This is a genomic window from Bacillus sp. 01N45, from assembly GCF_056399205.1.
In genome coordinates this window covers 147,795-161,701 of record NZ_JBFTQW010000007.1, presented here as the reverse complement: position 1 = coordinate 161,701, position 13,907 = coordinate 147,795, and the positions used below count along the sequence as shown (strand labels likewise).

Genomic DNA, 13,907 nt, shown 5'->3' with positions numbered 1-13,907 from the left:
CAAAAATAAATAGAATATCTATTTAAAAACTTATGGAACTAGTATTACATTCCTAAGGAGGAAATATATAAAATGGCAAAGACTAACTCTTACAAAAAAGTAATCGCTGGTACAATGACAGCAGCAATGGTAGCAGGTGTTGTTTCTCCAGTAGCAGCAGCAGGAAAATCATTCCCAGACGTTCAACCTGGTTCTTGGAGTGCAGAGTACATTGATTATTTAGTAGCAAAAAAAGCAATCGAAGGTAAGCCAGACGGAACATTCGCTCCAACTGAAGCAATTGACCGTGCTTCTGCTGCGAAAATTATGGCAATTACATTAGGTTTAGAAGTTAAAGAGGGTGCAAAACCATCTTTCAAAGATGCTCAAGATTCATGGGCTGCTAAATATATCGCAGCTGTTGAAAAAGCTGGTGTGATTCAAGGGGATGAAACTGGTAAGTTTAATCCAAACAACCAAATTAATCGTGCTTCTATGGCAACAATGATCGTAAAAGCATACAAATTAGACAGCAAAGTAAGCGGAGAATTAGAAACTAAATTCTCTGATTTAGAAAAGCACTGGGGTAAAAAAGCTGCTAACATTTTAGTTGCTTTAGGTATCACTAATGGTACTGGTAATGGTTGGGAGCCAGATAAATCTGTAACTCGTGCAGAAGCTGCTAAATTCATTGCTAAGACTGACATGCAGTTCGGACAAAAAGCAGAAGCTAAAGTTGAGTCTATTAAAGCAATCAACGCTAAAGAGATCGAAGTTAAATTCGGTACTGAAGTTAAAGATGTAACTGCTGCAAACTTTGCAGTTGTAGAAGGTTCAAAAGAACTTGATATTGAAAAAGTTGAGTTAAGCAAAGATAAAAAATCAGCAACTATTACACTAAAAAATGCACTTGTAAATAAACAAGCTTATGTTGCACATGTTAAAGATGTTAAATCTGTAGATGGAAAAGACATTCCAAAAGCATTAGAAGTAATTTTCTTTAACGATGAAGTAGCTCCAACTGTATCTACAGTATCTACTCCAGACGGAAATGTTAAAGTAGTATTCAGTGAAAAGTTAAGTGCAGATGAAGTAACTGTTGTTATTAACGGTACGAAATTCACAGCTTCTCCTGTAGACAATACAGTTACATTAACAAAAGCTGATGTTGCATCTGTAGTTAAAAACGGTGAAGCATTTAACGTAATCGTAACTGGTGCTAAAGATTTAGTTGGTAACACAATGGAAATGTACGAAGGTAAAGCTACTTATAAAGTAGAAAAAGATGTTACAGCTCCAGAAGTTAAAGAAGTTAAAGTGAAAGAACTTGCTGAAGGCGTAGCTACATTAGAAGTTACATTCTCAGAAGAACTTTCTGCAGAAGGTAAAGTAGTAGTTAAAAAAGGTAATAAAGTAGTAGAAGGTACTACAATCGCTCTTGATCAAGATACTACAAAAGCAATTGTTACAGTACCAGGAGCTCTTACAGAGAAAGAAACAGCTGCAAACATTACAGTTGAATTTGTTGGCTACAAAGATGCAGCTAACAATGTAGGTACTAAAGTAACTAAAGAAGTAAAAATTACAAAAGATGTTGTAGCTCCTAACTTCGTAAAAGTTGAAGCTAATGAAAATAAAGCAGCAACACTTACTTTCGATAAAGATGTAACTGCGCAAGAAGGAAAACTTCGTGTAATTAACTTAGATACAAGTAAAGATGTAACTAAAGAAGTAGCTGTTGCTCCAGTTGAGGATAATAAAAAAGCTATCACTTTAACATTCCCAGAAAAGGGTAACTATAAAGTTGCTGCTACAAAAGGATTTGTAAAAGATACAGCTGGTAATGAATCTGCAGCATTTACTAAAGAAGTAAAAGTTGTAGAGAAAAAAGAAGAAGGTAAAAAAGATGAAGTAGCACCAAAAGCAACTAAAGTTGAGCGTGTTGCAGATAGCAAAACTAAGTTTACAGTAACATTTGATAAAGAAGTAAAAGGTGGCCAAGGCACTGATTCAGCTTCTAATGCAAACAACTACACTTTAGCTGGTGCTAAATTACCAGAAGGTACTTTAATCGTTGTTAATGCTGATGGAAAATCAGTAACAATTGAATTACCAGAAACATTTACTTTCGAAAAATCAGAAACAGTGAAATTCACAGTAGCTAACGTTGCAAACAAAGATGGAGTAAAAATGGGTACAACAAACTTATTAGTAAATGTTGTAGATACAAAAGCTCCTGAATTCAAATCAGCTAAAATTACAAAAGTTGATGCTAAAGAAATCACTTTAACATTCTCTGAAGCTGTAAACGTTGATGCAAATGACTTTGTAATTGACCTAAACGGTGTAGTATTAACTACGACAAAAGCTGATGTAACAGCTGAAGCTTCTAAAGACGTAGTTCTTAAAGTAACAGCTCCAACAGATGTTAACTTAGCAACTGGTACAGTTACAGTAAAAGCTAAAGAACTAGAAAATAATGCTAAATATGAGTTTAAGACTACTGACAAAGCAGGAAATGCACTTGCTGCTTTCAAATCAGTAACAGCAACTCGCTAATTGAAATTTATTTCAATGAAAAGAGTCCACAATATGTGGGCTCTTTTTTTATGGTTAATTTCTATATAAAACGATCTCTAAAAAATAGATTATATTTTGCAAATTAGTAGTTCGTTTTATTGAGAAATAAATCGAAAGCGTTTTCAAAAATAGAAGAATATCTCATTAATATGTAAATTATTTGTAAATTCACACCTTTTTTTGTTAAAAAAACATTCGAAAAGAAGAATAAAATGTCGAAATTCAATAATTTTAGTCGAATGCAGTCTGAAAATTGTATTTATTGTAAAAAACATTTAAGTGATGAAGTGGAAATATGTGCTATAATTCCAATTGTGTATTCGATATGAAAAATATACGAAGCGCAGTGAGAGTGGTTTATAGGAAAACAGTTTGTTCATTTCTATATTTGAGTATTATTAATATACTAATAATACAATGAAAAGACTGAATTATCAGAATGTGTCGAATCTTCTTTTGAGAAAGTTCTTGATAACGAATAGTTTTGTATAGTATGATGAACTTGTTTCAAAAAATGGTATTTAAACCTTATATTTACATTTAACGGTTTGTATCATTTTATTATATGAACTACTTTTCATTATAGTATTTTTGTTTGTGCTTTTATTGTTTTATGGTTTTTCTAACTAGCTAGTTTTCAAATTTAATATGATATGAAACTAGTAGCATATTCCTGAAGGAGGAAATTTATAAAATGGCAAAGACTAACTCTTACAAAAAAGTAATCGCAGGTACAATGACAGCAGCAATGGTAGCAGGTGTTGTATCTCCAGTAGCAGCAGCGGGAAAATCATTCCCAGACGTTCCAGCTGGTCATTGGGGATTAGATTCTATCAATTACTTAGTAGATAAAGGTGCAATCGAAGGTAAGCCAGATGGTACATACGCTCCAGCTGAAGAAATTGATCGTGCTTCTGCTGCGAAAATTATGGCAATTACTTTAGGTTTAAAAGTTGAAGAGGGTGCACAACCATCTTTCAAAGATGCTAAAAATCATTGGGCTTCTAAATACATTGCAGCTGTTGAAAAAGCGGGTGTTGTTAGAGGTGATGGTAAAGAAAACTTTTCTCCAGATAAAAAGATTGACCGTGCTTCTTTCGCTTCTATGATAGTAGGTGCTTATAACTTAAAAGATAAAGTTAACGGCGAGTTAGTTACAAAATTTGAAGATTTATTAGATCATTGGGGTGAAGAAAAAGCAAACATCCTAATCAATCTTGGACTTTCTGAAGGAACAGGCGGAAATAAATGGGAGCCAAATAAATCTGTATCTCGTGCAGAAGCAGCTAAATTTATCGCAGTAGCAGATAAAAAATATGGCAAAAAAGATAATGCACAAGCATATGTAACTGATGTGAAAATTTCTGAACCAACGAAATTAACATTAACAGGTACTGGTTTAGATAAGCTTGCTGCTGAAGATGTAACTCTTGATGGAGACAAAGCTGTTGCGATTGAAGCAAGTGCTGACGGTACTTCTGCAGTTGTAACACTTGGTGGTAAAGTAGCTCCAAATAAAAATCTTACTGTAAAAGTGAAAAATCAATCATTCGTAACGAAATTCGTATACGAAGTGAAAAAATTAGCAGTAGAAAAACTTACATTTGACGATGATCGTGCTGGTCAAACAGTTGCTTTCAAATTAAACGATGAAAAAGGTAACGCTGATGTTGAGTACTTAAACTTAGCAGATCATGACGTCAAATTTGTAGCAAATAACTTAGATGGTACATCAGCAAACATCTTTGAAGGTGGAGAAGCTACTTCTACTACAGGTAAACTAGCTGTTGGCATTAAGCAAGGTGACTACAAAGTAGAAGTACAAGTTACAAAACGCGGTGGTTTAACAGTTTCTAACACTGGTATTATTACAGTGAAAAACCTTGATACACCAGCTTCTGCAATTAAAAATGTTGTATTTGCGGTAGATGCTGATAATGATGGTGCTGTAAACTATGGCAGCAAGCTTGCTGGTAAAGACTTTGCTTTAAATAGCCAAACTTTAGTTGTTGGTGAAAAAGCATCTCTTAGTAAATTAGTTGCTACAATTGCTGGAGAAGATAAAGTAGTTGATCCAGGGTCAATTAGCATCAAATCTTCAAACCACGGTATTATCTCTGTAGTAAACAACTATATTACTGCTGAGGCTGCTGGTGAAGCTACACTTACTATTAAAGTAGGTGACGTAACGAAAGATGTTAAATTTAAAGTAACGACTGATTCTCGTAAATTAGTATCAGTAAAAGCTAACCCAGACAAATTACAAGTTGTTCAAAATAAAACATTACCTGTTACATTCGTAACAACTGACCAATATGGTGATCCATTTGGTGCTAACTCAGCTGCAATTAAAGAAGTTCTTCCAAAAACAGGTGTAGTTGCAGAAGGTGGATTAGATGTAGTAACAACGGATGCTGGCTCAATCGGTACAAAAACTGTATCGGTTACAGGTAACGAAGTAGGCGAAGGTACAGTTCACTTCCAAAATGCTAATGGAGCTACTTTAGGTTCATTATATGTGAATGTAACAGAAGGTAACGTTGCATTTAAAAACTTTGAACTTGTATCTAAAGTAGGTCAATACGGCCAATCACCTGATACGAAACTTGACCTAAATGTTTCTAACAAAGTTGAGTATCAATTATCTAAGTACACTTCAGATCGCGTATACTCTGATCCTGAAAACTTAGAGGGTTATGTAGTTGAGTCTAAAAACAAAGATATAGCTGATGCTAAAATTGTTGGAAATAAAGTTGTTGTAACAGGTAAAGCACCAGGTAAAGTTGATATCCACTTAACGAAAAATGGTGCAACTGCTGGTAAAGCGACAGTTGAAATCGTTCAAGAAACAATCGCTATTAAATCTGTAAACTTCAAACCAGTTCAAACAGAAAACTTCGTTGAGAAGAAAATCAACATCGGTACTGTATTAGAGCTTGAGAAGAGTAACCTTGATGATATCGTAAAAGGTATTAACTTAACGAAAGAAACACAACATAAAGTACGTGTTGTAAAATCTGGTGACGAGCAAGGTAAACTTTACTTAGATAGAAACGGCGATGCTGTATTTAACGCTGGCGATGTAAAACTTGGAGATGTAACAGTATCTCAAACAAGTGATTCTACACTTCCAAACTTCAAGGCAGACCTTTACGATACTTTAACTACTAAGTACACTGACAAAGGTACATTAGTATTCAAAGTATTAACAGATAAAAATGTTATTACAAGCGAAATCGGTTCCCAAGCTGTACACGTTAACGTTCTTAACAACCCAAATCTATAATTCAATTATAGATGAAGTGAAAAATCAGTGGGGATTCATCCCCACTGATTTTTTAATAGAAAGAAGGCTCTTGTACATTTACAAGAGCCTTCTTTCTATTTCTTAAACTTAAACATATCCCCACTCAAATTTGAATCACTATACACGAACAATACCATGTTAATGTTGTTGTCTTTAATGTATTGATATACATCTTTTTCGTGATAGTGACGCAGGTCGAGGATAGATGTGTGTTTGAAGCTTTGTGCTAAGTGTGGCACGATTGCGTTTGCGAATGAGTCTTTTAGGACTAAGGCGCGTACTTCATTTGGTGCATTGTTATTTTCGGTGACGATTTCTGGATAGTCGTCCGTGTAATATCCTGCGTATGATGTTGTATCTTTTTGTTTTTCTACGCCGTATATGTCATCTAAGTTTTGATGAACAGTACCTTTCACATCTTTTGCGGTAACGCTTGTGAAGTTGAAACCGCCTTTCGGTGTGTAGTAGCACAATTTTTCCCCAGTTGCATCGATGAGTTGGTATAGTTGGTTGTTGAAGCTTCCGACTAAATGTTTATTTTGCGCACATGTACGAGTGTAGTCTTCTTTTTTTATTTCTTTTCCTTTATATATAGAAGACTGTTGCCCGATTGTGTTCATTATATATTGGTAGCCTAAGAAGGCACCGTCCATATTCCAATGATGATCTGTTTTGAAATACATGTCCTGTATTTCTTCGTTCGTATAGTTCTGTTTATAGTGTTCCATAAGTTTTATTGGCTTTACGTCAGCTGGAAGTTTTGTTAGAAAGTAATTTAAATTGTCCTGTGCATAAGTGTGAATATGAGAAGGTAATTTAAATGATAATGCATTCGTTTTTGACGGTGGTAAAGCAAAGTAAAACTCGACGTTTTGTTCTTTTAAAAACTGAGATAAGTCGTTTATAGCAGGCATGGATTGGTCAATTTCGTTATATTTTGTCGTCCACGCCGGGTTTTTTAGGAGCCATTTATCATCAGTTAAAATAATGTCGTTAATGAGAGACTTGCCCATATTAATTTGGGCAATCGTATAGTTTTTAATAAGCTCATCTCGTCCGATTAATTGATCATTTGTGTATGTTTCAAAATCTTTAAAGAAGCTGCCAGTTAGGAGAGCTTCTTTCGTAAGTGCTGGTTTTTGAGCGAGCGGCCGATTTTCAACTGGTGAAATGTCTCGGTCTGTTTTGAGTAACGATAATATGCCAAATGAAAAGATAATGGTGAGAAAACCGATAAACAGGATGAGGTTCCCCAATTTTTTCATAATAACTTTTCCTTCCTACATCAGTTAAAACCTGAAATAAATAAATGGATTATATGTTGAGTTAATCAAGTACATAACCGAAATCATAAATAATGTTAGTAATAATATAGGACGTACAAATTGCGTCGTGAACATATACGTTTTTGGCGCAAGTTCTAGTATGTTTTTCATTCGTTTTAAAATTGGTGTCGCTGCGATAAAGGCAATGAGAAATACGATAATGTATTCATGTACGTATAACATTGTATTGTCATCGATGAAAGAGTGCCCACCTATGCCGAACATCGCTTTTAAATATTGGAACGAGTAAGCGAAGTTGTCAGCTCGGAAGAAGACCCAACCGATCATAACGATTAATAATACGTATGCATGTTGCAGCGGTTTCCATAGTTTGTTTAATATTTTTTCGAATCCAGCTTTTTCAATTGAAATAATAAAGCCGTAATATAAGCCCCAGGCGATAAATGTCCAGCTCGCCCCGTGCCATAAACCAGTTAATCCCCATACGATGAAGAGGTTACGATAATTCGCTAGTTTTGAAACACGGTTTCCGCCGAGCGGGATATATATGTAATCGCGGAACCAAGAACCAAGTGTAATATGCCATCTTCTCCAAAACTCTGAAATAGATTTAGAGATGTACGGGTAGTTGAAGTTTTTCGGGAAATCAAATCCGAACATTTTTCCAATTCCGATTGCCATATCAGAGTACCCTGAGAAATCGAAATAAATTTGGAGAGTGTAGGCGATAATACCAATCCATGCCGTTCCAACACTTATTTCAGATGGTGGTAAGGCAAATATTTTATCGGCGACAAATCCTACTTGGTTGGCGATTAATATTTTTTTTGCTAGTCCGAGAACGAAAATTTGAATACCTTCTGTGAATCGTTCAAAAGAATGGATGCGCGTTTTAATTTGCTCAGCGACGATATTGTAACGAACAATTGGTCCGGCAATAAGCTGAGGGAAAATAGATATATATAGCGCTAAATTAAGTGGATTTTTTTGAACATCCCCATCTTTACGGTATATATCGATGACATAGGACATCGCTTGGAATGTATAAAATGAAATTCCGATTGGTAGTGGAATAGGTTCCACATGAATAGATAAATGCAATGATTTGTTTAAAATGTCTGTGAAAAATGAAATATATTTAAAATAAGAAAGTAATAAAATATTTCCGACCACAGCCATAACTAAAAATGTGACTTTCATATTTTTTCGTTTATCATAATGATGCACAAGTAGGCCAAAGCAGTAGTTTAATACGATGGAAAAGAGCATTAAAAGAACGAAACGCGGTTCGCCCCATGCATAGAAAATTAAACTAAATGCAAGTAATACGAAATTACGTAGCTCGGCACGCACTATAAAATAGAGAAATAATACGAGAGGTAAAAAGATAAATAAGAAAATCGAACTACTAAATACCAAAGGACTCTCCTCACTTTTTTCGAAATACATTTCGTGCAAAAAAAAACCGACATATCTATTATATATTCTTTTATATAATAGTGCCTTTAATATTTTATCATGTTAATAATTTGATTAAAATAATTATTCTATATAAGTAGTTTCTCATTTCATACATAAGAAAGGTGTGCCATTAAGTGTTTTTTTATGGAAATTATTAATTTTGAGATAAGAGAAGTGGCATAATTAGGGGGAGAAGAATGAGTAAATTCGGATTGTATGGTAAGTTTATTGTGGAAGAACGTAATCGGGAAGAATTAACGAATATTTTGCTAGAGGCTGCGGAATCGATGAACGTACTTCATAGTTGTGAGGTATATATTGTAAGTACTTCTGATGACGAGCCAAATGCTGTATATGTTTTTGAAGTATGGAGTAATGAAGAAGCACATAAAGCATCTTTAACGTTAGAGTCTACACAAAATTTAATAAAGCGAGCAAAACCAATGATTACTGGAGCAGAAAGAATTAGCACTTTGAATGCTAGAGGCGGTAAAGGGTTGGAATAGAAAAGAAGCAGCATCCATCTGGATGCTGCTTCTTTTCTATTCTATTTCTAAATCAACAATTAAGTAAGCGAGTATCACAACAAAGAAAATGCTAACGGCTGGTGCTGTTAATACGTGTCCAGACATAAAGCCGATACCGAGCGATAGGACGAGTGTACTAGCTAGTAGCATATGTTTTACGCTAAATAGTTTCTTGAAGTTTGTGATGATGCGAATGAATATTTTTATACCGAAATAAAGAAGTGGCAGTAAGTACATAAGGAAGCCAACAATTCCGAATGCGAAGAATAGGTCGTGGAAATCCATTTCGACTAACTTCATTTTCGTTGTATAGTTACCAGCGTACCCCATTCCAAATAGTTTTTGAGATAGTGGTGCTTCTTTATAGTATTGTTTATATACTTTTAAAAACTTGTCGCGATCACTGTAAATTAAACTTTTCATTTCAGAGTCTGTTAGTTCGCCTTGCTCATGTTCTTCTTCTGTAACTACTTTTCCTTCTTTTCGGTCTTTTTCTTCTTGTACTGATTTTTTGTATTCATATATTTGTAAATGGATGGTCATGTTTTTTGCGATAGGAGTTTGCGGTGTAAGTACGAGTAACCCTCCTAATACGACAGCAGCAACAACTGTATTTACAAGATATGTGAATCCTTTTCCTTCTTTTTTACGATGTATTATATATTCAATGAATAAGAAGAAAAGGGCGATACCAAGTGTAATAACGATGGCACCATAGCCTACTTTCGTTCCAATCATAATGCTTGCATACATTGCAACTACAGTTGGAATCCAGTAATACGCTTTTGAGAAAGAAGTTGTTTTATGAACTGAGTATAAGACAACGATTGGGAACATAATTGCAAAAATGGAACTTAAATCATTTCCAGCAAAGAACCATCCTCTTGAACCGATCTTTGAGTTCGGATAGCTTGGGAAATCTGTACCAGTTGCCATAGCCGCGATGATTGAAATACTTAAAATTAACGTTGCATATAAGAAATACGTAATGATTTTATGAAACGCGTAGTCGTTATTTTTTAATTCTTTTAGTGCGATAATATATCCAAACAGTAGTACTATTGGATATACACTTTTCAAAATAAATTTCACTTCTTCTCCAAATGAAACTGGAGATTTGACCATTAAATTATTCACAAGGCCAATTGCGAGTACAATGCCAAATAGACATAAATAAAGAATATACTTTTTCGCGCCTTGTTGTTTATGATGAAGAAGTAGATAACCTAATGTAAGAAGCATAAAGGCGAAACGGACTACGATTCCGACTGTTGCGCTCATGTGTAATACATAGATTGAAAAAGACGTTAATAAATCTAAAATTGGTTGCAACACAATGAATAGCAGTAGGAAATGCGGGAAGTAGTTATCCGTCTGTTTGAACTTAGTAACCATATGTTCCTCCATTTCTTCATTCCTTTATTTCAGAACCTCTATATAAATAGGAAGGAGAATGAATTTCTATATTTAATTTTTATATCAGACTTAAGAATACACCATTTCATTGTAATGGTAAATAGATGAAGAGAGGTGATAAACCGACTTTAATTTCTATATTTTTCAACGGAATTGTATGTTTTATACAAGGTCATATACAAATTACGAGATTATTAGACAGAAAATTGAGAAAAAAGAAGGGTTTTTCACCACCTTTCTATAATTATATAAGTATAATCTTTATGTAGAAAAGAGGGGTATATATAATGGAAGTAACAAGTAAAACAGAATCTGTCGTTGTGAAATATGAAGGGCACGTTGCAACGGTTATGGTCAATCGCCCAGAGGTGTTAAATGCATTAGATGAGCCAACATTAAAAGAGTTATTACAAAAATTGAAAGAAGTAGCGGAGAGTTCTGCACACATTGTTGTGTTATGCGGAAGTGGTCGTGGTTTTTCTGCGGGTGGAGATATTAAATCGATGCTTTCAAGTAATGATGAAAGCAAGTTTGATGGCATTATGAATACCATTTCTGAAGTTGTTGTGACTTTATATACGATGCCGAAGCTTGTTATTAGTGCGATTCATGGACCAACTGCTGGTCTTGGGTTAAGTATTGCGTTAACAGCTGACTATGTGATGGCAGATATATCATCCATTATTGCGATGAACTTTATTGGAATCGCTTTAATTCCAGATGGTGGCGGCCATTTCTTCCTTCAAAAGCGTGTCGGTGAAAATATGACGAAGCAAATTATTTGGGAAGGAAAGAAATTATCAGCAACAGAAGCGCTTGATATCGGTTTAATTGATGAAGTAATCGGCGAGGATTTCCAAACGGCTGTGAAGCAAAAAATTAGTGAATGGTCACAAAAGCCGATTAAAGCGATGGTTCAAACGAAGCAAATTTTATGTGAAGTAAACCGCTCTAATTTAGAACAAACATTGCAGCTTGAAAAACGCGGCCAATATGCGATGAGACAAACAGCGGATCATAAAGAAGGCATTGCTGCATTTTTAGAAAAACGTTTGCCTGCATTTAAAGGGGAATAAAGTGAAATTTGAATTAATAGTAGTTTTACTGCCGGTTAATTTAAGGTAAAGGGGAGAAAGTGCTAACACATTTTAGTATAATTGTGTTAGCACTTTTTTTTAGGAGTAATATATGAAGAAAATTATTGGTGTTATCGGCATGATTGTAATAGCATATTATACTTTGCATAGTACACCATCTATGGCTGTGCGAACTGCGTTGTTTTTTGAAGGACATCCAAGCGTTGCGTTTTCTGGCGAAGTGACGAAAGAAAAAGATGTGAAAAAAGAAGCAATTCCAGCTGAGTACCAAACTCTATATGGTAAGGAAGAAGAATCAGAGCACTATTTCTTTCCTCACGTAAGGGCACATGGATCAGGAATTGATATGCTTAGTGCGTGCGTGAAGAAAAAATGGTTTTTCTATAAAGCAGAGCTCGGATGTTATTAAACATAGGAGGATGAATGATGTCAGCATATAACAAGTTAGTAAGAGATCGTGTTCCAGAGAAGATTTTAAGGTCTGGAAAAACATATACAGCACAAAAATTAACAGGACAAGCATACATACAAGCTTTAGCGAAAATTGGAACGGAAGAAATTCGTGAATTTGCTTCTATGAAAGAGCGTGAACATGCGCTAGATTCTCTTGCGGATGCACTGGAAGTGATCATTTCATTAGCGCGTGCAGAAGGTGCAACAATTGAAGATGTAGAACGTCTTCGTAAGAAAAAAGAAATAGAGCGCGGTGGATTTGAAAGAGGCATTTATTTGTTGGATGTTTCAGAAGAATAGTTTCGTAGGGAAAGCATAGCGTTAGTGAGTAACGCTATGCTTTTTTGTTGCAATTAAACTAATAATGAAGAAGATAACTGTTAATACCCAGCCAATTGTAATAGAAGTAGTAGTGTGAACTGCATAAGAAACTTGTAAACAAAATAATGATGCTAAAAACCAAATGAGTGCAATGTGTATATATTTTTTTGATATATTCATATTTTATAACTCCTTTTGTATACTAAAAAGAATTTTACCGCAATTTAGAAAATTAAGCTATATGAGTAGAGGATTTATAGTAAATTCGGTATACTAAATAATAGAGAAAATGAGGAGGGAACGACAATGGCACATCATGCGAAAGAAACGATGGAACTTATTAAGGAGCTTGTCTCTATTCCAAGTCCATCTGGAAATACAGAGAAAATCATTCGTTTTATTGAAAACTATGTAAGTGAGTGGAATGTAGAAACGAAGCGTAACAATAAAGGCGCTCTCATTTTAACGGTAAAAGGGAAAAATGATGCACAGCACCGTTTATTAACGGCACACGTTGATACGTTAGGTGCGATGGTGAAAGAAATTAAGCCTGACGGTCGTCTGAGTCTTTCTATGATTGGCGGATTTCGCTGGAACTCTGTAGAAGGAGAATATTGCGAAATTGAAACATCAAGCGGTAAGACGTATACAGGAACGATTTTAATGCATCAAACATCTGTGCATGTATATAAAGATGCAGGTGAAGCGAAACGCGATGAGAAAAATATTGAAGTTCGTATTGATGAGCGTGTATTTTCAGCTGATGAAGTACGCGAATTAGGAATTGAAGTAGGAGACTTCGTTTCATTTGACCCGCGCGTTCAAATTACAGAAAGTGGATACATAAAATCACGTCATTTAGATGACAAAGTAAGTGTTGCGATTCTATTAAAATTAATTAAGAGATTACAAGATGAAAACATAACATTACCATATACAACTCATTTCTTAATTTCTAATAATGAAGAGATTGGATACGGTGGTAACTCTAACATTCCAGAAGAAACGGTTGAATATTTAGCAGTTGATATGGGAGCGCTAGGTGATGGACAAGCATCTGACGAGTATACTGTATCTATTTGTGCAAAAGACTCTAGTGGTCCGTATCATTATGCACTGCGTAAACATTTAGTAGAGCTTGCGAAAAAGAATCATATTGAATATAAAGTAGATATTTATCCGTACTATGGATCGGATGCATCAGCTGCGATTCACGCTGGATTTGATGTGAAACATGCATTAATTGGAGCGGGTATTGATTCTTCTCATGCATTTGAGCGTACACATGAAAGTTCGATTGCTCATACAGAAGCACTTGTTTATGCATATGTATTATCAGAGATGATTGCAGAATAAGAAAAGAAATAGGCTACCTCTAGTAGCCTATTTTTTGTTTGCAGGGAAATCGACTTTATTTAACAAAAAGTAAATTAATTGTATTTTATTTTACAATATTAAGAAAGTAGGTTTACTACATAAT

11 protein-coding genes are annotated in these 13,907 nt (G+C 34.8%); 7 read left to right on the top strand and 4 right to left on the bottom strand.

The features are described 5' to 3' along the window. Positions 1–72 precede the first annotated feature (72 nt). The gene (locus AC1DMU_RS18020) at positions 73–2,538 is read left to right on the top strand and encodes an S-layer homology domain-containing protein (protein WP_098082469.1); all 2,466 of its coding nucleotides are present in this window, start codon (positions 73–75) and stop codon (positions 2,536–2,538) included. Positions 2,539–3,253: 715 nt separating this feature from the next. Next, positions 3,254–5,845 carry an S-layer homology domain-containing protein gene (locus tag AC1DMU_RS18015; protein WP_088062136.1) on the top strand — a complete coding sequence of 864 codons (2,592 nt, stop codon included), beginning with the start codon at positions 3,254–3,256 and terminating at the stop codon, positions 5,843–5,845. A 95-nt stretch (positions 5,846–5,940) separates the two neighbouring features. Here AC1DMU_RS18015 and patB1 read toward each other — a convergent pair whose 3' ends face one another. Next, a complete protein-coding gene (gene patB1 / locus AC1DMU_RS18010; RefSeq protein WP_087985740.1) occupies positions 5,941–7,131 on the bottom strand; it encodes a secondary cell wall polysaccharide O-acetyltransferase PatB1 in 1,191 nt (396 codons plus the stop codon). A gap of 24 nt (positions 7,132–7,155) precedes the next feature. Next, positions 7,156–8,571 carry an MBOAT family O-acyltransferase gene (locus tag AC1DMU_RS18005; RefSeq protein WP_088062138.1) on the bottom strand — a complete coding sequence of 472 codons (1,416 nt, stop codon included), beginning with the start codon at positions 8,569–8,571 and terminating at the stop codon, positions 7,156–7,158. Between the two features lie 239 nt (positions 8,572–8,810). Here AC1DMU_RS18005 and AC1DMU_RS18000 point away from each other — a divergent pair, with 239 nt between their 5' ends. Next, on the top strand, positions 8,811–9,119 hold the full coding sequence (locus AC1DMU_RS18000; protein WP_088062140.1) for a putative quinol monooxygenase: 309 nt from the start codon (positions 8,811–8,813) through the stop codon (positions 9,117–9,119). A gap of 36 nt (positions 9,120–9,155) precedes the next feature. On the opposite strand, the gene AC1DMU_RS17995 is transcribed toward AC1DMU_RS18000, so the two are convergent. After that, positions 9,156–10,535 (bottom strand): O-antigen ligase family protein, encoded by a 1,380-nt coding sequence (locus tag AC1DMU_RS17995; protein WP_088062142.1) that lies wholly within the window; start codon positions 10,533–10,535, stop codon positions 9,156–9,158. Positions 10,536–10,843: 308 nt separating this feature from the next. Here AC1DMU_RS17995 and AC1DMU_RS17990 point away from each other — a divergent pair, with 308 nt between their 5' ends. The 3 genes from AC1DMU_RS17990 to AC1DMU_RS17980 all read left to right on the top strand — a co-directional run bounded on the left by AC1DMU_RS17990 (position 10,844) and on the right by AC1DMU_RS17980 (position 12,406). Further along, entirely contained in the window at positions 10,844–11,632 is a 789-nt protein-coding gene (locus AC1DMU_RS17990; RefSeq protein ID WP_088062144.1) for an enoyl-CoA hydratase, read from the top strand. A gap of 112 nt (positions 11,633–11,744) precedes the next feature. Then, entirely contained in the window at positions 11,745–12,062 is a 318-nt protein-coding gene (locus AC1DMU_RS17985; protein ID WP_087985737.1) for a hypothetical protein, read from the top strand. A 17-nt stretch (positions 12,063–12,079) separates the two neighbouring features. Further along, on the top strand, positions 12,080–12,406 hold the full coding sequence (locus tag AC1DMU_RS17980; RefSeq protein ID WP_087985736.1) for a nucleoside triphosphate pyrophosphohydrolase: 327 nt from the start codon (positions 12,080–12,082) through the stop codon (positions 12,404–12,406). A gap of 21 nt (positions 12,407–12,427) precedes the next feature. Here AC1DMU_RS17980 and AC1DMU_RS17975 read toward each other — a convergent pair whose 3' ends face one another. Continuing rightward, a complete protein-coding gene (locus AC1DMU_RS17975) occupies positions 12,428–12,607 on the bottom strand; it encodes a hypothetical protein (protein WP_087985735.1) in 180 nt (59 codons plus the stop codon). Positions 12,608–12,733: 126 nt separating this feature from the next. Here AC1DMU_RS17975 and AC1DMU_RS17970 point away from each other — a divergent pair, with 126 nt between their 5' ends. After that, entirely contained in the window at positions 12,734–13,783 is a 1,050-nt protein-coding gene (locus AC1DMU_RS17970) for a M42 family metallopeptidase (protein ID WP_088062146.1), read from the top strand. Positions 13,784–13,907: the final 124 nt, after the last annotated feature.

Bases quoted from the DNA above. Each gene is read 5' to 3' on its own strand.
- AC1DMU_RS18000 (WP_088062140.1), top strand. From the start codon at position 8,811: ATGAGTAAATTCGGATTGTATGGTAAGTTTATTGTGGAAGAACGTAAT.
- AC1DMU_RS17990 (WP_088062144.1), top strand. From the start codon at position 10,844: ATGGAAGTAACAAGTAAAACAGAATCTGTCGTTGTGAAATATGAAGGG.
- AC1DMU_RS17970 (WP_088062146.1), top strand. From the start codon at position 12,734: ATGGCACATCATGCGAAAGAAACGATGGAACTTATTAAGGAGCTTGTC.
- AC1DMU_RS17980 (WP_087985736.1), top strand. From the start codon at position 12,080: ATGTCAGCATATAACAAGTTAGTAAGAGATCGTGTTCCAGAGAAGATT.
- patB1 (WP_087985740.1), bottom strand. From the start codon at position 7,131: ATGAAAAAATTGGGGAACCTCATCCTGTTTATCGGTTTTCTCACCATT.
- AC1DMU_RS17985 (WP_087985737.1), top strand. From the start codon at position 11,745: ATGAAGAAAATTATTGGTGTTATCGGCATGATTGTAATAGCATATTAT.
- AC1DMU_RS17995 (WP_088062142.1), bottom strand. From the start codon at position 10,535: ATGGTTACTAAGTTCAAACAGACGGATAACTACTTCCCGCATTTCCTA.
- AC1DMU_RS18015 (WP_088062136.1), top strand. From the start codon at position 3,254: ATGGCAAAGACTAACTCTTACAAAAAAGTAATCGCAGGTACAATGACA.
- AC1DMU_RS18020 (WP_098082469.1), top strand. From the start codon at position 73: ATGGCAAAGACTAACTCTTACAAAAAAGTAATCGCTGGTACAATGACA.
- AC1DMU_RS17975 (WP_087985735.1), bottom strand. From the start codon at position 12,607: ATGAATATATCAAAAAAATATATACACATTGCACTCATTTGGTTTTTA.